This window comes from Clavibacter quasicaliforniensis, assembly GCF_051201715.1.
In the GTDB taxonomy this organism is placed as follows: domain Bacteria; phylum Actinomycetota; class Actinomycetes; order Actinomycetales; family Microbacteriaceae; genus Clavibacter; species Clavibacter seminis.
This window is the reverse complement of the sequence record NZ_CP139624.1, coordinates 62,444-80,870: the sequence shown is the minus strand read 5'-3', so window position 1 is coordinate 80,870 and position 18,427 is coordinate 62,444. Positions and strand designations below refer to the sequence as shown.

General features: G+C 74.1%; 21 protein-coding genes. 13 read left to right on the top strand and 8 right to left on the bottom strand.

Annotated elements, in window-relative coordinates:
* The first annotated feature begins 140 nt into the window (after positions 1-140).
* The 6 genes from NL142_RS00395 to NL142_RS00370 all read left to right on the top strand — a co-directional run bounded on the left by NL142_RS00395 (position 141) and on the right by NL142_RS00370 (position 5,217).
* The gene (locus NL142_RS00395) at positions 141-839 is read left to right on the top strand and encodes a TasA family protein (protein WP_435080498.1); all 699 of its coding nucleotides are present in this window, start codon (positions 141-143) and stop codon (positions 837-839) included.
* Between the two features lie 116 nt (positions 840-955).
* Complete coding sequence (locus tag NL142_RS00390; protein ID WP_435080497.1) at positions 956-1,759, top strand: sortase; 804 nt, start codon at positions 956-958, stop codon at positions 1,757-1,759.
* The gene (locus tag NL142_RS00385; RefSeq protein ID WP_435080496.1) at positions 1,756-2,403 is read left to right on the top strand and encodes a signal peptidase I; all 648 of its coding nucleotides are present in this window, start codon (positions 1,756-1,758) and stop codon (positions 2,401-2,403) included. The genes NL142_RS00390 and NL142_RS00385 overlap by 4 nt, the downstream gene beginning before the upstream one ends.
* Positions 2,403-3,047 carry a TasA family protein gene (locus tag NL142_RS00380; RefSeq protein WP_435080495.1) on the top strand — a complete coding sequence of 215 codons (645 nt, stop codon included), beginning with the start codon at positions 2,403-2,405 and terminating at the stop codon, positions 3,045-3,047. Before NL142_RS00385 ends, NL142_RS00380 begins: the two co-directional genes overlap by 1 nt.
* 125 nt (positions 3,048-3,172) lie before the next feature.
* The gene (locus tag NL142_RS00375) at positions 3,173-3,865 is read left to right on the top strand and encodes a hypothetical protein (protein ID WP_435079809.1); all 693 of its coding nucleotides are present in this window, start codon (positions 3,173-3,175) and stop codon (positions 3,863-3,865) included.
* 368 nt (positions 3,866-4,233) lie between these two features.
* A complete protein-coding gene (locus NL142_RS00370) occupies positions 4,234-5,217 on the top strand; it encodes a nuclear transport factor 2 family protein (protein WP_435080494.1) in 984 nt (327 codons plus the stop codon).
* A 52-nt stretch (positions 5,218-5,269) separates the two neighbouring features.
* Here NL142_RS00370 and NL142_RS00365 read toward each other — a convergent pair whose 3' ends face one another.
* The 3 genes from NL142_RS00365 to NL142_RS00355 all read right to left on the bottom strand — a co-directional run bounded on the left by NL142_RS00365 (position 5,270) and on the right by NL142_RS00355 (position 7,956).
* Positions 5,270-6,112 (bottom strand): LamG domain-containing protein, encoded by an 843-nt coding sequence (locus NL142_RS00365; RefSeq protein WP_435080493.1) that lies wholly within the window; start codon positions 6,110-6,112, stop codon positions 5,270-5,272.
* Positions 6,109-7,206, bottom strand: coding sequence for a S26 family signal peptidase (locus NL142_RS00360; protein WP_435080492.1), 1,098 nt, complete (start codon positions 7,204-7,206; stop codon positions 6,109-6,111). The genes NL142_RS00365 and NL142_RS00360 overlap by 4 nt, the downstream gene beginning before the upstream one ends.
* 81 nt (positions 7,207-7,287) lie before the next feature.
* Complete coding sequence (locus NL142_RS00355) at positions 7,288-7,956, bottom strand: COG1361 family protein (RefSeq protein WP_043583560.1); 669 nt, start codon at positions 7,954-7,956, stop codon at positions 7,288-7,290.
* A gap of 230 nt (positions 7,957-8,186) precedes the next feature.
* Here NL142_RS00355 and NL142_RS00350 point away from each other — a divergent pair, with 230 nt between their 5' ends.
* Positions 8,187-8,681 carry a MarR family winged helix-turn-helix transcriptional regulator gene (locus NL142_RS00350; protein ID WP_435080491.1) on the top strand — a complete coding sequence of 165 codons (495 nt, stop codon included), beginning with the start codon at positions 8,187-8,189 and terminating at the stop codon, positions 8,679-8,681.
* The gene (locus tag NL142_RS00345) at positions 8,678-9,079 is read left to right on the top strand and encodes an NUDIX hydrolase (protein ID WP_194683910.1); all 402 of its coding nucleotides are present in this window, start codon (positions 8,678-8,680) and stop codon (positions 9,077-9,079) included. The genes NL142_RS00350 and NL142_RS00345 overlap by 4 nt, the downstream gene beginning before the upstream one ends.
* A 4-nt stretch (positions 9,080-9,083) precedes the next feature.
* Here NL142_RS00345 and NL142_RS00340 read toward each other — a convergent pair whose 3' ends face one another.
* Positions 9,084-9,836, bottom strand: a complete 753-nt coding sequence (locus NL142_RS00340) for a phosphotransferase (RefSeq protein ID WP_435080490.1) — start codon at positions 9,834-9,836, stop codon at positions 9,084-9,086.
* Between the two features lie 72 nt (positions 9,837-9,908).
* On the opposite strand from NL142_RS00340, the gene NL142_RS00335 reads away from it, so the two are divergent.
* Entirely contained in the window at positions 9,909-11,297 is a 1,389-nt protein-coding gene (locus NL142_RS00335; protein WP_435080489.1) for an MFS transporter, read from the top strand.
* A 13-nt stretch (positions 11,298-11,310) separates the two neighbouring features.
* Here the strand turns inward: NL142_RS00335 and NL142_RS00330 are convergent, their stop codons facing one another.
* Entirely contained in the window at positions 11,311-12,492 is a 1,182-nt protein-coding gene (locus NL142_RS00330) for an FAD-dependent oxidoreductase (RefSeq protein ID WP_435080488.1), read from the bottom strand.
* 246 nt (positions 12,493-12,738) lie between these two features.
* The gene (gene pcp, locus NL142_RS00325) at positions 12,739-13,380 is read right to left on the bottom strand and encodes a pyroglutamyl-peptidase I (RefSeq protein WP_435080487.1); all 642 of its coding nucleotides are present in this window, start codon (positions 13,378-13,380) and stop codon (positions 12,739-12,741) included.
* A gap of 173 nt (positions 13,381-13,553) precedes the next feature.
* Here pcp and NL142_RS00320 point away from each other — a divergent pair, with 173 nt between their 5' ends.
* The 4 genes from NL142_RS00320 to NL142_RS00305 all read left to right on the top strand — a co-directional run bounded on the left by NL142_RS00320 (position 13,554) and on the right by NL142_RS00305 (position 16,836).
* Positions 13,554-14,810: a hypothetical protein gene (locus NL142_RS00320; protein ID WP_435080486.1), complete on the top strand. Its 1,257-nt coding sequence runs from the start codon at positions 13,554-13,556 to the stop codon at positions 14,808-14,810.
* Between the two features lie 107 nt (positions 14,811-14,917).
* Positions 14,918-16,186 carry a hypothetical protein gene (locus tag NL142_RS00315; protein ID WP_435080485.1) on the top strand — a complete coding sequence of 423 codons (1,269 nt, stop codon included), beginning with the start codon at positions 14,918-14,920 and terminating at the stop codon, positions 16,184-16,186.
* A gap of 117 nt (positions 16,187-16,303) precedes the next feature.
* Complete coding sequence (locus NL142_RS00310) at positions 16,304-16,567, top strand: hypothetical protein (protein ID WP_194683923.1); 264 nt, start codon at positions 16,304-16,306, stop codon at positions 16,565-16,567.
* A 2-nt stretch (positions 16,568-16,569) separates the two neighbouring features.
* Positions 16,570-16,836: a hypothetical protein gene (locus tag NL142_RS00305; protein WP_308726728.1), complete on the top strand. Its 267-nt coding sequence runs from the start codon at positions 16,570-16,572 to the stop codon at positions 16,834-16,836.
* A 21-nt stretch (positions 16,837-16,857) separates the two neighbouring features.
* On the opposite strand, the gene NL142_RS00300 is transcribed toward NL142_RS00305, so the two are convergent.
* The gene (locus NL142_RS00300) at positions 16,858-17,526 is read right to left on the bottom strand and encodes a class F sortase (RefSeq protein ID WP_435080484.1); all 669 of its coding nucleotides are present in this window, start codon (positions 17,524-17,526) and stop codon (positions 16,858-16,860) included.
* Between the two features lie 5 nt (positions 17,527-17,531).
* Positions 17,532-18,242: a CHRD domain-containing protein gene (locus NL142_RS00295; RefSeq protein ID WP_435080483.1), complete on the bottom strand. Its 711-nt coding sequence runs from the start codon at positions 18,240-18,242 to the stop codon at positions 17,532-17,534.
* Positions 18,243-18,427 lie beyond the last annotated feature (185 nt).

Sequence of the window (18,427 nt, the reverse complement as noted above, 5' to 3'; positions counted from 1 at the left end):
CCCCGCGACCGCCCAGGCCGCATCCGCCCCCGGATGCGGCGACCCGCCTCGACCGACACGCCGATCACCGCACCAGCAGGAACAGCACCCGCACGACCCGCGCGCACCGCGCACCGCGAGACCCATCGAGAGGAAACACCATGAGCACCACCACAGCACCCCAGCGTCGTCGCCCCTGGAAGAAGATCGTCGCCACCGGCGCGGTCGTCGCCGTGGGCACGATCATCACCGGCGGCGCGTTCGCCATCTTCACCGACTCGGACACGGCGACCCTCCAGGCCGATGCGGGTCAGCTGGACATCGAGCTGGCGACCGGCGACTACACGATCACGGACATCGCGCCGGGCGACACCGTCCAGCGCCCGATCGTGCTCTCGCTGCCGAACGCGACCAACGACGGGAACCTCGTCGAGTCGGTCACGTTCGCGTACGAGGTGACCGGCGAGACGCTCGGCACCGAGGACCCGGCGGTCCCCGGCCCGAGCGAGTCGCTGGTGACGGGCACGGAGGGGCTGCAGTACACCCTGCAGACCTGCTCCACGGCGTGGACGCCCTCGGCCGCGGACCCCGCGGGCCCGTACACGTGCAGCGGGACCGCGACCACCACGGGCACCGGCACCCTCGCGTCGCTCACGGGCGCGGGGACGACGTTCACGCCGGCGAACTTCGGCGTGGTGCCGTCGGCCGACGGCACCTTCCCGAGCGACACCGCCGACGTGACGCTCAACACCCTGATGGTCCTGCAGCTGCCCGACACCGCGGACAACGACTACGAGAACGCGGCCGCGACGCTGACGTTCACGGCGTCGGCGATCCAGCGCGACGGCCTGCAGCGCTGATCGCCTCCGATCGGGTCCCGGCATGCGCCGGGGCCCGGTCGACCGGCGTCGCGCCCGCGCGTCGCCCCGCTCCACCGCACCACCCCTCATCCGTCCCGCCCCCGGAGGACACGACCATGCGCGCACACCACGGCACCGGCAGCATCGCCGCCGCCGCGCTGTGCCTGACGCTGGTCGCCTCCGGCGCGGCGGCCCCCGCTCGTGCCGACGCGCGCCCCACCGCCATCGACTCCCCCTCGCTAGAGGTCCGCGAGCTCACCGGCCCCGACATCCCGCTCGACGACCTGGCCCCCGGCGACACCGTCGACTGGGCGGCCGACGTCACCAACGTCTCCGGCGACTCCTCGCCGCTCTCCGTCCGCCTCGACGCCATGCGCTCGATGGCCCTCACCGGCGACGCGCTGGGCGGGATCCAGCTGTCCGTCCGGCTCTGCGAGGACGGCTTCGAGACCCTCACGGCACCCATGCGCTGCCGCGGGCCCGTCGAGCCCCTCGGATCCGGCCCCGCCGCCACCCTCGACAGCGTCGTCACGCGCACCCCGCTCCGCGCGGGCGAGACCGTGGGCGTCGCCGTGCAGGTGCGCTTCCCGTCCGGCGCCGACAACGGGATGGAGTCCACCGCCGGCATGGTGCGCATCGGGTTCGCCCTGGTGGACGACGGCGGCACCGGCACGGATCCGTCCACCGGCGGCGGCACAGGCGGCGGCACCGGGAACGGCTCGGGCTCGGGCACCGGCACCGGCTCGGTCACCTCGCCCGCCGGATCCGCCCCGGCCGCCGACGCCCCGCGCGACCTGCTCCCCGTCACGGGCCGCGACATCGCGTCCGCCCTCGCCGGCGCCCTCCTCGCGCTCCTCGGCGGCGGGATCCTGCTGCTCGCTGGCCGCCGACGCCGCCGCACCGCCGAGGCCGCCTCGTGATCCGCGACCGCGCCGCGCGCACCGCCGACCCCGCCGTCGCCGCCCCCGCCGAGGACGACGCCGCCCCGCCCGCAGCACCGACCCACCGCAGCCCGGCCCGCCGCGCCCTCGGCGTCCTCGGCGGGCTCCTCACCGCCGCCGTCGGGCTGGCCGTCATCGCGGTCGTCGCCCTCTCCGCGCTCGGCGTCACGCGCTTCGTCCCCGTCCTCTCGAACTCGATGGCGCCCGGCATGCCGGTCGGCTCCCTCGCGATCACCGCCCCGACGCCCCGCGGGGAGGTGGCGGAAGGCGACGTCGTCGTCTTCACGGCCCCCAGCGGCCCGCGCGTGCGGGTGATCCACCGCGTCACGCACGTCTTCGGCCCGGAGGACGCGGAGCGCCTCGACGGCTGGTCCGCCGACCGCCTCGCCATCCAGACCAAGGGCGACAACAACCCCTCGGGCGATCCGTGGATCGTCACCATCGGCGACGACGCCGTGTGGGAGCGCACGTCCGTCGTCCCGTTCCTCGGCTGGCCGTTCGTCTGGCTCGGCGACCCCATCACGCGCGCGATCGCGTTCGCGGTCGTCGGCGCGACGGGCACCATCTGGTTGCTGACCGTGATCTGGCGCCGTCCGCCGCGCACCACCGGCGGGCCGGCCTGATGCCCCGCCATCGCGCCGCACCCGACGCTCCCGCCCGCCCCGTGCCGCACGGCCGCCGCGCCGCCCGACGCCCGGTCCGCCGCGCCCGCACCCTGCTCGTCACCGCGATCGCGGTGACCCTCGCCCTCGCGGGCGCCGGCACCGCGTACGCCGTGTTCGTCGACCGCGCCACGTCGCGGGTCACCGTGCGCGCGGGCGCCGTGGAGCTCGACTGGGGCGGAGGCGGAGCGGATCAGCTCGCCGTCCCGATCACCGGGCTGCGGCCGGGCGACACCCAGGTGCGGCTCGTGGACCTCGCGAACACCGGCACCGTCCGGGCGTCGGAGCTCATGGTCACGCTCGGCGGCACAACCGTGGCGAGCGCGTCCGACGGCCTCCAGGTGGCGTTCGACCGCTGCACGGTCGCGTGGACCGGCGCGCCCGGCACGGCGGTCTGCTCGGGCACGATCACCCCGGTGGTGGCCGACCGCCCCGCCGTCGGACGCGTCGCGCTATCCGGATCCCCCGCCCGCGCGGTCGGCGGCCGGGACCACCTGCGCCTCACGGTGCGGCTGGCGGCGTCCGCACCCACGACAGCCCAGGGCGCGACCGGATCCGTGACCCTCCGCGTCGACGGCAACCAGCGGCCGGGGCTGCAGCGGTGACCCCGATCGGGACGCCCAGGGTCACGAAAGCATCACGGGACCCATCGGCCCGGCGACGGGCACCGAAGCACCATCCGACTCCAACCGGCGACCACGTCGGCCGCCCTGAGAACAAAGGATCCATCATGCGCAACCTCACCAAGTCCGTCTTCGGCCTCGCCACCGCGGGCTTCCTCGTCGTCGGCCTCGCGGCCTGCTCGACCCCCGCCGAGACCCCGTCGTCCTCCAGCGCCTCCAAGCCCGCCGCGACCGCGACGACCGAGGCCAACCCCACGCCGCTCGCGACGATCCCGACCCTGACCGGCGTCGACACCAAGGTCACCCTCGACTCCGGCTTCACCGGCGCCCTCACGACCCTGGGCCTGACCCCCGGCGTCATCGGCACCGCGACCCTCGACGGATCCACCGGCACCCTCGCGTTCCCCATCACCGGCGGCAACGTGAAGTACTTCGACCCCGAGCAGTCCTACCGCCCCTACGTCCAGGGCGAGATCGACCACTCCGGCTCCGGCATCAGCCTCACCGCCGGCTCCACCGTCGTGAAGCTCACCGACTTCGTCATCGACCCCGGCACCAGCCGCCTCACGGGCTCGGTCCAGGTCGGCGACGGCGAGGTCATGAAGGACGTCTACATCTTCAACCTCGACGGCACGACCCTGAAGCCCCTCCAGATGGAGGGCGACAACGCCGTCCTCGAGGGCACCACGGTCAAGGTCAGCCCCGACGCCGCGTCGCTCCTGAACAGCACGTTCGGCACGACCGCGGTCACCGACCAGCTCGTCGTCGGCATCGCCAAGATCACCGTCAACACCAAGTAGCACCCACCCGGGCTCGACCCCGGGACAGCACCACCACGAACGGCCCGGCCCACGACGCCGGGCCGTTCGTCGTGCGCCCGCCGGTCGACGGCGGGGTCGGCGATGGCGCCGCGCGAGACGACGTGCACGCGGGAGGATCCCGGCCCCGGACGCAGGGAAGCCCCCTCGCATGCGCAACGAGGAGGCCCCTGCCAGGTGACTCGGACCCGGCGCATGGGCTTCGGAACGGAGGGACGATCGGGCGGGCGGGCAGCCCCGCATGGTCGTGACCGGATGACGCACCCTGCACGTGACCTAGCAGGAGAAGCGCGCGAGCACCGCATCCATGCACATCGGAGGCTCCCAGCCGCGGGTCGCATCGTACGTGCATGAGCGTTCAACGAATCCCCGTCTCCCTGCTCGCCCGCGGCACCGCCGCCCTCGCCGGCGTGGTCGTCCTGGCCGGATGCTCCACTCCCGGCGCGGCCTCGGCCGCCTCCGACACCACCCCCGACGCGACCACCGCCGTCGCCACCACCGCCCCCAGCTCGGCGGGCGACGGCGGCACCACGGCCGACCGCACCGACTCCGACACGGAGGACCGGAACGCGACGATCATCTCGACGCTGTTCACCGCCGCGTTCCCGGATCCCGCCTCCGCCGGCGCGCAGGCCGCCGTGCTGGCGGCCGTCGCCCCCGACTCGACCGCGAACGGCGTCGGGGCGAAGGCCGGCCCGAGCGGCGTGCTCGACGAGTTCGCCACGGCGCACCAGCGGGTGTCCGGCGCGCACGCCGTGATCAAGCACATCGCCGCCGACGGCGACCTCGTGGCCGTGCACTGGCAGGTCGCGTCGAACCCCGACGACGAGCGCACCGGCGAGGCCGCGGTCGACCTCTTCCGCCTCGCGGACGGCAAGGTCACCGCGCGCTGGACGTTCGACCAGCCGATCCCGCAGGGCAAGCCCGCGAGCGGCAACACGAACACGATGTTCAGCGACCTCTACCAGGGCAAGGCCGACGCGCCCGAGCTGACCGAGCATCAGGAGGAGGCGAACCGGCAGCTGGCCGTGGGCGCCTACGACACGCTCTTCCGGGATCACGACGCGAGCGTGCTCGACCGCTCCTTCGACCCGGCGTACCTGCAGCACAACACGGTCGCCGCGAACGGCACGGCGGCGCTCAAGGCCTTCTTCTCCGGGGGCGCGCAGTTCCCGGCGCAGCAGTCGGTGATCTCCATCGCCGACGACGACCTCGTCTGGACCTTCTCGCAGCCGGTCGGCGCGAAGGCCGACGACCCGTTCCTCGCCGCCGACATCTTCCGGGTCGACGGCGGCCTCATCCGCGAGCACTGGGACGTGGTGCCCGCGAGCTGATCCACCGCACGCACGGACGACGGGACGGTCACGCGACCGTCCCGTCGTCGCGTCAGCGGCCGGCGGCGTAGTGGTTCTGGACCTGCGCCGCGGTGAGCGCCGTCTTGTACACGGCCGCGAACCGCATGCTGCCGACGAAGTAGGCGGATCCCGCGTTCGGCCAGCCCGACACGTTGTCGTAGCCGATGCGCCAGTAGCCGCTGTTGCTCTCCGGCGCGGTGAAGCCCGTGTTCTGCGCGACGCGGGCGCCGTCGAGGTACAGGATCATGCCCGTGCCGGGCGACATCGTGGCCACCACGTGGTGCCACGCGCCGTCGGCCACGTTGGCCGAGCTCGTGATCGTCTGATACCCGCTGTTGTAGGTGCCGAAGGCCAGCTGACCCGTCGTGGAGACGTAGGTGTGGCGGTCGTAGGCGGAGGAGGAGCCGGCCTGCGAGTTGCCGAAGCCGATGAGCTTGCCGCCCTTGACGGTCGTCTTGAACCACACCTCGGTGCTGAACGTCGCCGGGCCCTGTGTCTGCAGCGCGTTGGTCACGGAGTCGGAGCCGTCGAGCACGTATGCACCGCCGGTGTCGCGGGCGCAGGCGCGCGCGCTGGTCGTGTCGCTCATCATCGCGCCCCGGTAGGTGCCGGGGTACGCGCCGCTCGCGGCGTCGACGGCCCGGGTGGATCCGCTCGCCTCGTTGAGCGGGTACGCGAACAGCGCATTGGCCTTGTCGGCCGCGAAGGCGCTCGAGCAAGTGAAGAAGGCGGCGGACGACGCGGCCGTGTTGTTCGTGTTCGTGATGGCGGCGGTGTACGCGCCGCTCGTCCCGGGCGCGAGGAGGAGGACGGCGCCGAGGGCGACCGCGGAGACGGACGCGGCGATCCCGGCGAGACGGGCGGCGACGGTCACGCGCGGCGCTCCTCGCGCTCGGCGGGGAGGCCGACCGCGAGGGTCCAGAGGAGGGGGAGCGCGCAGAGGCCGAAGAAGAGGATCCAGCCCCAGAGCGGCAGGTCGAGCGTGGACGTCACGTCGTGGAAGCGGCCCGCCTCGGCCGCGGGCGCGGTGATCGTGCCGACCTGGCCCGCGGCGAGCGTCGTGTGGGTGCCGCCCTCGGCCGCGATGCGGATGGGGAGCATGCCGGTCGAGACGACCGTCGCCTCCACGTCGCTGCCGCGGGTCGCCGCGTCGAGCACGACGAGGCCGACGAAGGGCTTGAGCAGGAAGACCGTGAGCGCGGCGACGAGCGCGCCGCCGAGCATGCGCAGGGAGGCGCGGTGCGTCGGCGAGCCGATGGGGCGGGTGAGCACCAGGACGATGACGAAGCCGGCGAGCAGCAGCGGCACGCCCTTCGCGAGCCAGCCGAAGCCGGGGAGGATCGTCGTGGCCTCGCCGACGAGGTGCGCCTGGTCGGTCTTCCACGGATCCACGGCGCCGTTGATGTCGCCCCGGGTGGTGATCCCGTCGGCGTCGACCGCGATGACGCGGTGCGTGTAGGTCTCGTCCGGCGTGGTGGAGGGGTGGAAGCTGACGACGTCGCCGACCTGCAGGTCCTCGAGGAGGACGGGGGTCGTGAGCAGCAGCGTGCCGACGGGGGCCGTGGTGCCCATCGACGGGGTCTGCACGACGAACCAGCGGCCGCCGGACGCCTGGAAGAGGAGCGTCACCGCGACGAGGGCGGTGAGGAGGACGGTGGCCGCCCACATCAGGACGGTGCGGCGGCGGATCGTGCGGGAGGTGCGCGCGGCGCGTCGGGTCGCGCCGCGCACGGGGAGGGCGGGGGCGGGGGCGGCCGCCGCCGCCGGGAGGACGGAGGCGGTGAGGCCGGAGTCCGGGAGCACCGGGGCGGCCGGGTCGAGGAGGAGCTCCTCGGCGAGGAGGTCCAGCTCGAGGTCCAGCTCCAGGTCGAGGGGGAGGTCGAGGGCGAGGTCCGCCTCCAGCTCGAGGGCGTCGATCGGAGCGGTGCCGGCCGTGGGGGCGGGCGAGCGGTCCTGGATGTCGGTCATGGGCACCTCCCGGGTCGAGGGGTGCGGGGCCGCCTCTCGGCGGCCCCGCGGGGGATCCAGCTGGGGGGCTGGCGGATCGGGCTAGGCGGCGAAGGTCCAGGTGAGGGGCAGCGAGGCGCCGAGGCCCTGGTACGTGTTGCCGGCGGACGCGTCGAGCGTGACGGCGAAGGTGAAGTCCGTGCTGCCGTTGGCGGCGAGGGCGGTCAGCGTCTTGGCGGAGGAGCCGGCGAGGGCCGCCGCGGTGCCCGAGTAGACGGGGGTGGCGCTGCCGGCCGCGGTGATGACGACGTTGAGCTTGGCGCAGAAGTCGGTGGCCGAGCCGTTGACGGTGCCGTTCTTGGTCTGCGTGCAGGCCGCGCCGGGGGTCAGCGTGAAGGTCGAGGCCTTGGAGGTGCCGACGTTCTTGATGTTCACGACGCTCGTGACCGTCTGGCCGGGGGTCATCGTGGTCGAGCCGCCGAACTTGTTGATCGTGGAGCAGGTGGCGGCGTTGGAGTCGACGCCGGACGTCGCGCTCGTGCTGAGGCAGGTGACGGTCGGGGCGCCGGTGGCGCCGGCCTGCGACTCCTGCATGACGAGCGAGCCGGAGGCCGCCGTGTTGGTGTCGTTGGTGATCGAGGCGACGAAGCCCGACAGCGTGCCGGACATCGAGACGGAGAGGAGGACGGCGGCGGCGACGCCGCCGGCGATGGCGAGCGGGGCGAAGCGGACGCGCTTGGTCTTGGCGGCGGCGGCGATGTGGTGCGACATGGTCTGACTCCGGGTCTGTAGGGGGAGGGAGGGGCTGGGTGAGCCCCTGGGGAAGGAAGCTCGGTGACTCGCTGTGCGAGTAACTCGAATGTACAGCTACTCGTATTCCGCGCAATCCCCCCACTGCGGGGGGCACCGCGTTCGCCGAGGGGATCGCGGCCGTCATGGCGCGTTACAGTCGCTGGACCGCCCCCGGATCCGCAGGATCCACCGACGCAGGGACACCCGAGATGAGCCCGGAGAGAACCGCACGCCGCCGCGACGACGCCGCGGCCGTGGACGCCCTCGCCAACGCGCTGCACATGATCGAGACCGCGCAGCGACACCTGCGCACGCGCATCGCGCAAGACATCGGCGTGAACGTCACCGACCTGACCGTGATCAGCGTGGTGGGCGACCTCCACCGCATGACCCCCAAGCACCTGGCCTCCGAGATCTCCATGGGCACGGGCGCGGTGACCGCCGTGATCGACCGGCTGGTCGGCGCCGGGCACCTCGACCGCGTGCCGAACCCGCGGGACCGCCGCAGCGTCTTCCTCGAGCTGACCCCCGCCGGCCGGAAGACGCTCGCCCGGATGGAGGCCGACTACCGCGAGGCGGCCGCCGTGGCGCTCCGGGCCTCCCCCGCGCTCGGCACCGAGGAGACGGCGGAGGACATCGCGCGCGCCGCGATCGCCATGACCGCGCACACCATCGACGGCCCGGACGCGGGCGCATCCGCGTGAGCGAGGGCTGCCAGGTCGTGCTGGTGGACGCGGCCCGGCGGATCCTGCTGCAGCTGCGCGACGACATCCCGACGATCCCCTTCCCCGGCATGTGGGCGATCCCCGGCGGCATGCTCGAGCCGGGCGAGACGCCGCTCGCGTGCATCGTGCGGGAGGTCGAGGAGGAGCTGGGCGCGCGGATCCCGCCGGCAGAGGTCGCGCATCTCATGACGCGCACGCGCTCCTACGGGATCGAGCACACGTTCACCGCGCGGCTCGACGTGGCGGCGGAGGACATCCGGCTCACCGAGGGGCAGCGGGTCGCGTGGTTCCCGGTGGCCGACGCGGTCGGGATGGAGCTGGCCTACGAGGACGCGGACGTGCTGCGGGAGGTCGCGGGGCGGATCGCGCGCGGCTGATGCCTCAGGCGGGGCCGGGGTGCGCGCGCTCGGCGTCGAGGATCCCTTGGAGGAACGCCGCGTCGGCCGAGTAGTAGGCGGCCTCGTCGCGGAGGTGCGGCTTGCCGAGCTCGTCGGCCTTCGCGAGCGAGATCCCGGCGAGGTCGTGCAGGCGGAGGATCGCGATGCGGAGGACGTCGGCCCAGGCGGCGTCGGATCCGTAGGCGTCGAGGAGCAGGGCGACGCGGCGGCGGGCGTCGTCCATGCCGGGCGCGCCGTCCTGCGCGGAGCCGGAGAGCGGCACCGCGCGCGTCGCGAGGTACGCGAGGTCCCAGATGCGCGGGCCGGGCGAGGCCATGTCCATGTCGATCACGCCCGTGAGGCGACCGTCGGAGAAGACGAGGTTGTGCGGCGCGAAGTCGTTGTGGCAGATCACCTCGCTCGGCACCTTGGCGACCGACTGCCAGACCGAGCCGTCGAGCGCGAAGCCGACGCTCGCGTCGTGCAGCTCGCGGAGGCGGCGGCCGGCCTGCACGAGCACGTCGTCGGCCCAGATCCAGCGCGGCAGCGGGTAGACGGGCACGTCGCCGTGCATGAACGCCAGCCGCTCGCGGCCGCCCTCTATGCCGAGCGGTTGCGGGATCCCGTCGACGCCCGCGAGCGCGAGATGCCGGAGCCAGCGGTGCACGGTCGGGGTCCACGGGCCTGCGTCGCGGGTGACGGTGTCGCCCTCGCGCTCGACGCGGTTCATGTTGCCGCCTTCGAGGGGTCCGTCCATCGGGCCAGCGTAGGGGCGGGCTCCACGGCCGCGCGACCCTGCCGCGACACGTCCACCGACTAGGTTGCGACCATGAGCACCGCCGCGCCCGGACGCATCGACGAGCCCGCCGCCCCTCCCCGCCGACGGGTCGCCGCGTGGGCGCTGTGGGACTGGGGATCGGCGGCCTTCAACGCCGTGGTCACCACCTTCGTCTTCAGCACGTACCTCGCCAGCAGCCTGTTCGTGGATCCCGCCATCGTCGCGGCCGCCGGCGACGACGCGCGGAACCCGGCGCTCGTCGCCGCGAAGGCCGACACCTCCGGCGTGATCTCGCTCGCGCTCACGATCGCCGGCCTCCTCATCGCGGTGCTCGCGCCCGTGCTCGGGCAGCGCTCCGACGGATCCGGCCGCCGCCGCCTCTGGCTCGGGATCAACACCGGGATCGTCGTGCTCGCGATGCTCGGCATGGTGTTCGTCGAGCCCGTGCCCTCCTACCTGTGGCTCGGCGCCGTGCTGCTCGCGACCGGCAACGTGTTCTTCGAGTTCGCGAGCGTGAACTACAACGCGATGCTCGTGCAGGTGAGCACGCCGCGCACGGTCGGCCGCGTGTCCGGCCTCGGCTGGGGCATGGGCTACGTGGGCGGGATCGTGCTGCTGGCGCTGCTGCTCGGCCTCTTCCTCTTCGACTTCGGGACGCCGGGCGCATCCGGGCTCCTCGGCCTGCCGTCGGGAGCCGAGGGCGGCGCGCTCGACGTGCGCATCGCGATCCTCGTGGCCGCGATCTGGTGCGCCGTGTTCTCGATCCCCGTGCTGGTGGGCGTGCCCGAGATCCCGGCGGCGCCGGGGCGGAAGCGGCAGGGCATCCTCGCGTCGTACGGCACGCTGTTCCGCCGGATCGCGGAGCTCTACCGGGAGTCGCCGCGCGTCATCGTGTTCCTCGTCGCGAGCGCCGTGTTCCGCGACGGGCTCGCTGCGGTGTTCACGTTCGGGGCGATCATCGCGGCCCAGGTCTTCGGGTTCACGACCACCGAGGTGCTGCTGTTCGGGGTCGCGGCCAACGTGGTCGCCGGCATCGGCACGTTCGCGGCCGGCTGGTTCGACGACCGGTTCGGCGCGAAGCCGGTGATCCTCGTCTCGCTCGTCTGCCTCATCCTCGGCGGATCCGCGGTGCTCGCGGTCGGCGACGCCAAGGCCGGGTTCTGGGCGACGGGCCTGTTCCTCTGCCTGTTCGTGGGTCCGGTGCAGTCGTCGAGCCGGACGTTCCTCGCGCGGATCTCGCCGGCCGGCCGCGAGGGCGAGATGTTCGGGCTCTACACGACCACGGGCCGCGCGGTCTCGTTCCTGGCGCCGGGCCTCTTCGGCATCGCGGTGGCCATCACCGGGGACACGCGCTTCGGGATCATCGGAATCGTGATCGTGCTGCTCGCCGGACTGCTGCTGATGCTGAGGGTGCGCGGGGCGGACGCGCGGGTGGCGTGACGCGCTCCTGCCGTCAGGCCAGCACGAAGTCGTAGAGCTCGGATCCGGCCCCGGCGCCGCCTCGCGCGGCCTGGCGGTCGGCGAGCGGCATGATGACGCGGTCCCGCAACGCGGCGCCCACCGGGCCGAGGAGCTTGATCCGGTCGAGCCACCGCCCCTGCTCGATGACGTACGCCACCCTCTCCTGGCGCCGCCGGGCGAGCTGCGCCACCAGGTCGGCGGGGTCCGTGCCCCCGACGAGGAGGCGCCCGAGCACGGCGGCGTCCTCGAGCGCGAGCGACGCGCCCTGGCCGGACGACGGGGAGATGGCGTGCGCGGCGTCGCCGACCAGGACCACCCGGCGCGCGCCCCACGCGGGAGGTGCCTCCCGGCGCGGGAGGCGGGAGTCGAGGTCCGGCGTGGCGGGGATCAGCTGCTCGAGCGGCAGCGCGTCCCGGGCGCCGAGCCGCAGCAGCAGGCGCGCCCAGCCCTCCGACGTGAGCGGCGCGCCCGGGGCGGACCCGCGCCGGGGGACGGGGACGCGGGGGTTCGCGAACCACCCGGTGGTGCCGTCCTCGAGGATCGCGTACGCCAGGAAGCAGTCGCGCCCGAAGCGGAACTGCAGGGTGCCGGCAGCCGAGGCGGGCAGTGCGCCCGCCCGGGCCGTGCCGCCGACGTAGACGAGGCCGGTGACGCGCTCCGCGGGGCCGGCCGCCTGCGCGCCCAGACCCGCCCGGACCGCCGAGCCCACCCCGTCCGCGCCGATGACGAGGTCCCCCGCGTGCCGTTCCCCGTACTCCGTCACGAGGGTCGCTCCCCGCTCGTCCTGCGCGACGGAGGTCACGCGGGCCGCGTGCACCGTGCGCGCCCCGACGCGCGTCGCCTCCTCCCGCAGCAGCGTGTGCAGCTCCGCCCGACGCAGCGAGCGGGTGACGAGGCCCTCGCCCGGCTGCGGGCCGAGGGGCAGGTCCGCCGTCCGGCGCCCGTCGGCCGCGGCGATGCGGACGCGCGGGGTCGCCTCACCGAGGGAGCTCGCCGCGTCGCCGAGTCCGATTGCGTCGAGCGCGACCATCCCGTTGCTCGCGACCTGCAGCCAGGATCCCGTGACCTCCGCGGTGCTCCGGCGCTCGAGGACGGTCGCCTCATGCCCCGCACGACGGACGGCGATCGCCGTGGCGAGACCGGCGATGCCGCCGCCGGCGATCACGACGTGCATGCGGGTGTCCTCGGGTCGATCATGCGGAGCCTCTCATCCGCCCCGGGATGCGTGGTCGGCGCGAGCACCGCGATGCGCGACACCCGCGTCACGGGATGGGGTGGTCGAGGCCGGACGGCCGCGACCCGCGTGACCGACTGCCAGGGGATGCCCGCGAGGGTAGGCGGCGCTCCCGGGGAGCCGCCGCGCCGATCCCCAGGCGCGGGCGTGACGGAGACCGGGGCCCCGGCGTGGTCGAGCTGCGGATCAGTCGAGCGACCCGCCGCCCACCTTCACGTCGGTCGCGTTCGCGAGCGTCGCGCGCACGACGGCCGTGAGAGCCGTCGCGAGCTGATCCATGCGCATGTAGGGGCGGTCGGTGCCGATCGCCTCCTCCGTCGAGTACGGGATGTGGACGAAGCCGCCGCGCGTGCCCGGGCGGTCGCGCAGCTCGTGCATCAGCAGGTAGAAGACGTGGTTGCAGGTGTAGGTGCCGGCGGTCTGCGAGACGACCGCGGGGATCCCCTTCGTGCGCACGGCCGCGACCGCCGCCTTGATCGGCAGGGTGCTGAAGTAGGCCGCGGGACCGCCTGCGACGACCGGCTCGTCGATGGGCTGGAAGCCCGTGTTGTCGGGGATGCGCGCGTCGTCGACGTTGATCGCGACGCGCTCCACCTCGAGCGTCTCGATGCCGCCGGCGAGGCCCACGGAGATCACGACGTCGGGATCCACCTCGGCGAGCGCCGCCCGCAGCGCGTCGTCGACCCTCGCGAAGTCGACGGGCAGCTGCCGCACCTGGATCTCGGCGTCGCCGTCCCAGCGGTCGCGCACCTCCTGCACGGCGGTCCACGACGGGTTGCTGGTGTCGCCGTCGAAGGGCTCGAATCCGGTGAGGAGGACGGTGGGCATGCGGGGGCTCCTGGGGGGATCGGGTCGGTGGGGGGAGACGGCCGCGCGAGGCGTCTCGCGACAACGCTACGCCCCGGGCGAGGGCCGCCAGGACTGGGGTGGTGCGCCGCCTCGTGGTCCGGAGAAGGATGCGCCGTGAGGGTCATCGGGGCCCCGGGACGGAGCGCACCACCATGATCCGCACGACAGGGAGACGACGTCTCCCCCTCACCGCGCTGGCCATCGCGCTCGTCGCCGGCACGGCCCTCGCGGGGGCGGTGCCCGCGCAGGCGGCCGATGCTGCCGCGAGCAGCAGGACGCCCGGCGCGTCCGCCTCGGCGGCGGCCGCGAACCTACCCGCGCCTCTCGTGACCTACCCGTCGCTCAGCGAGATCGACGAGCCATCCATCACAGTGTCCCTCGCCCGGGCACCCGGCACGTCGGACACGACGGGACTGGACTTCCAGTACCAGCTCGACGGGGGGCCGTGGCAGGTCCTAGCCGAGGCGAGCACCGACGCGGAGGATCTCCGCATCCTCGCCCCGGCGGGGAAGCACCTCATCAGCTTCCGCATCGCGGGGAAGATCGACGGGGTCTTCACCGCCGGCACCGGGACGACGCCCCAGGACATCGACTTCTACGGCTACCCGAAGCCGTACGAACCCGTGGTCGTGGTGGACGGGCCGCGCATCACCGTGAGCTGGGATGTGCGGGACGCGAACAACGGGTGGCCCGGTGCGGTCACGTACTACGTGGTGGATGACGAGTACACGTACGTGGACGAGGTGGGCTCGGTGACGTTCGAGCCGGGCTACGACTCGAGCCTCGACCTCCTCTTCGTCTACGGTCCGAACACCGACGCACCGAGGTTCTTCCGCGAGGTCTTCTACACGGGCAGCGCGCCGGGCGGCGCGTCGCTCACCTCGGTGCCCACCCCGGCCATCGTCGGCCGGCCGATCGTCGGCACGACGCTCTCCGTGCGCACGGGACTCTGGCAGCCGGCGCCCGTCGACCTCTCGTACCAGTGGTACAGCGACGGCGAGCAGATCTTCGGGGCGACCGGCCCCACCTACGAGGTCAGCAGCTCCGAGTCCCGCACGCGGATCACCGTGGCGGTGCGCGGGACGCGAGCGGGGTACGCGTCCCAGACGCGCATGTCCGCGCCCACGCCGCGCGTGCCCGTGCCCGTCGTCACCGCCGGGCGGCCGACGATCCGAGGGAAGGCCGTCGTGGGCGGCACCCTGACCGTGAACCCCGGCTCGTGGAAGCCGGCGTTCCTGGAGCTCACGTACGAGTGGTTCCGCGACGGGGAGAGGATCGACGGAGCGACCGGCACCACCTACCAGCCGACCGCGGCTGATCGCGGCCACGACATCACCGTGCTGGTCTCCTCGGACGACCTCTACTACAACCGGCAGACGGCGGTGAGCGCGGCCCGACGCGTCGCCTGACCCAGCACCCCCGTCCGGCGAGCGCGACCCGGACGGGGGGATGCGCGGCGTCCACCTCGGCGAGAACCATGGACACGGGCGACCCGGCCCGCAAGGAAGGAACGCACATGACCCGCACCACCGGGGGACGACGACTCCCCCTCACCGCCCTGGCCGTCGTGGTCGCCGCCGGCACCGCGTTCGCGGGGGTCGCGCCCGCGCAGGCGGCCGACGCACCCGCGCCCGCCGCCGACTCGTCGACCGCCGCCGCGGTCCGCATCCCCGCCCCCACCGTGCGCGGCTACGGCTACGACTACAGCGCCCAGGCGAACTTCCACGGCGTGATCTCGGTGGACCTCGGCGGCATCGTCGACAACTCCGGCCTCCGCTACGAGTACCAGCTCGACGGCGCCGGGCCCTGGCTCTCGGAGGGGACCGGCAGCGTCTCCGGCGACGAGGACGAAGTCTACATCCCGGCCTCCCCCGGCGAGCACCTCATCAGCGTGCGCGTCGCCGGGACCGTGGACGGCGTCGCCGTCACCGGCACGGCATCCGCGCCCACGACGGTCCGGTCGGTCGGCGGCCCCGACGAGTACACGCCCGAGGTGGTCGTGGACGGCCCGTCCGTCACGTTCCGCTGGGACGTGCGCGCGGCCCTCAACGGCTTCACGCCCGAGGAGAGCGACATCTTCTACCAGATCGACGGCGGCGCGCTCGTGGACGCCGGCGGCACCGGATCCGTCACCGTCACCCCGGGCTACGGCAAGCGCGTGGCCTTCGACCTGACCTTCGGCCCGATCCCGGACGCCTGGCGCTACGTGCACGTCGAGGGCGACACGGCGAGCGCGCCGGGCGCGCAGGCCCTCACGTCCGCCCCGCAGCCCCAGATCCTGGGGACGGTCGAGTACGGATCCACCCTCACCGTGCGCACCGGCCTCTGGCAGCCCGCGCCCGTGACGCTCGAGTACCAGTGGTTCCGCGACGGCGAGCGGATCCCCGGAGCGACCGGCGCCACCCGCACGGTCGACGCATACGACGCCGGGCACCGCCTCACGGTGTCCGTGCGCGGATCCCGCGACGGCTACGTCCCCGTGACCCGCACGTCGGGGCAGACGAAGAAGGTCGCCGCGCCCGTCATCACCGCGGGCACGCCGCGCATCACGGGCAACCCGGCCGTCGGCCGCACGCTGAGCGCGCAGCCCGGCATCTGGAAGCCCGCGTCGCTCGAGCTCGGCTACCAGTGGAAGCGCGACGGGAAGGTCATCACCGGAGCGACCGCGAAGACCTACACGCTGACGGAGGCGGACCGCGGGCACACCGTGACCGTCGTGGTCAGCGGCGTCATCTACCTGTACGACAACCAGGCGCGCGCGAGCGCGGGCGTGAAGGTGCGCTGACCCGCGCATCCAGCGCCCGACGGGCCCGGCTCCTCCACGGGGCCGGGCCCGTCGGCGTCCGCCCCGGTGCGGGTGGCTCCCTCGTGCGGGAGCGCTCCCGGCCGATAGCTTCGGGGGATGATCTCCGACTCCGGCGCCAGCATCGGCATCGCCCTCTACATCCTCGTGATCCTCGCGCTCGTGGCCCTCTCGGTCGTCGCGACCGTGGTGCTCATCCGGCTCGCGATCGTCGCGCGGCGCACGCTGCTCGTCACGACCGAGCTGCAGGAGGCGCGCCTCGAGCTGATCCGCGAGCAGACCGCCCGGCTGCAGGCCGACGACGAGGACGCGGCGAGCGGGCCCTACGCCCCGGGCGCCGGTCCCGTGGGACCGGCGGCCTGAGCGTGGGCGGCACCACCGACAGCATCCTGCTGCCCACCGCCTACGACATCGGCTGGTCGATCGCCCTGGTCGTCGCCGTCGCGCTGGTGGCGCTCGGCGCGGTCCTGCTCGTCGTCCTGGTGCGGGTCGCGCTCGGCGGTCGCCGCACGCTCGCCGCATCCGCCGCGCTCGACGAGGCCCGGCTCGAGCTGGTGCGCGAGCGCACGGCGCGGCTGCGCGCGGGGTTGCCGGAGGCCGGCGGCGTGGATCCCGAGGATCCGGCCGCCTGACGCGCGCACGCGCCGCGCGGATCAGCCCACGGGCTCCGCGAACACGACGCGGTTGTCCTCGTAGTGGCCGACGCTGCGGTCGAAGATCCCGCCGCAGGTGATGAGGCGGAGTTGGTCGGTGGGCTGCGCGCCGAACACGCGCGCGGTCGGGAAGTCGGCCTTGGCGAAGTCGGCGACCTCGGTCACGGCGTAGCGCGTGGATCCGCCGTCGACGTCCTGCACGGAGACCTCGTCACCCACGCCGAGCTCGGCGAGCCGGCCGAACGCGGCGGGTCCCACGCGCGAGTCGACGTGCGCGGCGATCACCGTGGGCCCGCGACCGCCGGGACGACCGCCGCCCGTGAACCAGCCGACGTCGTCGAAGTCGACGGGCACCTCCATGCGGCCGTCGGATGCGATCCCCAGGTCGATGAGCGGCTGGTCGAGGTCGATGGCGGGGATGGCGACGCGGGTGGGGACCGCGCCGAGGCCCTGCACGACCGTGGGGGAGGTCGTGGGACGGGCGCTCGGCGCGGCGGTCGGTGGCGCGGACGGCTCGGCGGAGACGGCCGCGGGTGGGACGGCCGGAGCCGCCTCGGGCTCCGCGGGCGCGCAGCCCGCGAGCGCGGCCAGCGGGATCAGCGCGGCCGCGAGCACCACGGCCCGGCGGGCGCGCCGCGCGGGCCACGCGCCAGCCGGGCTGCGGTGCACGGGGATCAGGACTCCTGCGCCAGGTGGCGGCGCATCAGCACGACGCCGGCCGCGGCGAGCGCGACGGCACCGCCGCCCGCGACGAGCGGGAGGGCCGAGGTCGTGGTCGCGGATCCGCCGGCGCCCGTGTCGACGCCGCCGACCGGCACCTGGGTCAGCTGGCCGCGCACGGCACCTGCCGTGAACGACGCGGTGTGGGTGTCGGCCGCGAACGAGGCCGGGTCGGCCTCGATCTGCGCGACCGTGAAGCCCGTGCCCGTGTCCTGGTTCTGCGCGTTCATGATCCCGGTGGTGAAGGGGCCCTGCATGCAGCCGGAGCTCGTGCGCGTGCCGTCGCCGGCGTCCACCGGGTTGGGGAACGCGATGCGGGGCGGGCCGGCCTTGCCGACGGCGGCCTGGTGGATGTGCGTGGCCGTCTTCGCGGGGCTCTGGTACTCGCCGGTCACGCCCGTGAGGGTGATGTCGTAGCAGATGGTGTTCGACGCGGAGTCGAGGCGGAGGTCGAAGCGGCCGGTCGCGCCGGGCTCGCCGGGGGTCGCGACGCCGTCGGCGTTGAGCACCTGGTCGGGCGTCGCCATCACGGTGAACGCGCTCGTGAAGCGGTCTGGCTCGGGGACGGTGGTCTCGGCGGACGCAGGCGTCGCGGCGAGGAGGGTGAGGGCGGCCGCGGCGGCGCCCCCGATGGTCATGTTCCGGACGAGTCTCGTGTGCGTCATCGCGTGCAGCCTCTCGTGGTGGGGCACCCGGACGGGCACCGCTTCTGACAGGGCATACGCACGGCGGGCGGCGGGCGTTCATCGGTCGCCGAGATCGACCGGGGACACGTGTCGCGGCGATCCTCGGTCCCTCCCCATCCGACGGATGAACGCCGGGCCCCCCGCCGACGTATCCCCCGGTGAGG

What these genes read in the sequence shown, in the direction of transcription:
- NL142_RS00310 (WP_194683923.1), top strand. Translation starts at nt 16,304, where the DNA reads ATGATCTCCGACTCCGGCGCCAGCATCGGCATCGCCCTCTACATCCTC.
- NL142_RS00330 (WP_435080488.1), bottom strand. Translation starts at nt 12,492, where the DNA reads ATGCACGTCGTGATCGCCGGCGGCGGCATCGCCGGTCTCGCCACGGCG.
- NL142_RS00375 (WP_435079809.1), top strand. Translation starts at nt 3,173, where the DNA reads ATGCGCAACCTCACCAAGTCCGTCTTCGGCCTCGCCACCGCGGGCTTC.
- NL142_RS00295 (WP_435080483.1), bottom strand. Translation starts at nt 18,242, where the DNA reads ATGACGCACACGAGACTCGTCCGGAACATGACCATCGGGGGCGCCGCC.
- NL142_RS00390 (WP_435080497.1), top strand. Translation starts at nt 956, where the DNA reads ATGCGCGCACACCACGGCACCGGCAGCATCGCCGCCGCCGCGCTGTGC.
- NL142_RS00380 (WP_435080495.1), top strand. Translation starts at nt 2,403, where the DNA reads ATGCCCCGCCATCGCGCCGCACCCGACGCTCCCGCCCGCCCCGTGCCG.
- NL142_RS00335 (WP_435080489.1), top strand. Translation starts at nt 9,909, where the DNA reads ATGAGCACCGCCGCGCCCGGACGCATCGACGAGCCCGCCGCCCCTCCC.
- NL142_RS00315 (WP_435080485.1), top strand. Translation starts at nt 14,918, where the DNA reads ATGACCCGCACCACCGGGGGACGACGACTCCCCCTCACCGCCCTGGCC.
- NL142_RS00355 (WP_043583560.1), bottom strand. Translation starts at nt 7,956, where the DNA reads ATGTCGCACCACATCGCCGCCGCCGCCAAGACCAAGCGCGTCCGCTTC.
- NL142_RS00350 (WP_435080491.1), top strand. Translation starts at nt 8,187, where the DNA reads ATGAGCCCGGAGAGAACCGCACGCCGCCGCGACGACGCCGCGGCCGTG.
- NL142_RS00360 (WP_435080492.1), bottom strand. Translation starts at nt 7,206, where the DNA reads ATGACCGACATCCAGGACCGCTCGCCCGCCCCCACGGCCGGCACCGCT.
- NL142_RS00320 (WP_435080486.1), top strand. Translation starts at nt 13,554, where the DNA reads ATGATCCGCACGACAGGGAGACGACGTCTCCCCCTCACCGCGCTGGCC.
- NL142_RS00340 (WP_435080490.1), bottom strand. Translation starts at nt 9,836, where the DNA reads ATGGACGGACCCCTCGAAGGCGGCAACATGAACCGCGTCGAGCGCGAG.
- NL142_RS00370 (WP_435080494.1), top strand. Translation starts at nt 4,234, where the DNA reads ATGAGCGTTCAACGAATCCCCGTCTCCCTGCTCGCCCGCGGCACCGCC.
- pcp (WP_435080487.1), bottom strand. Translation starts at nt 13,380, where the DNA reads ATGCCCACCGTCCTCCTCACCGGATTCGAGCCCTTCGACGGCGACACC.
- NL142_RS00395 (WP_435080498.1), top strand. Translation starts at nt 141, where the DNA reads ATGAGCACCACCACAGCACCCCAGCGTCGTCGCCCCTGGAAGAAGATC.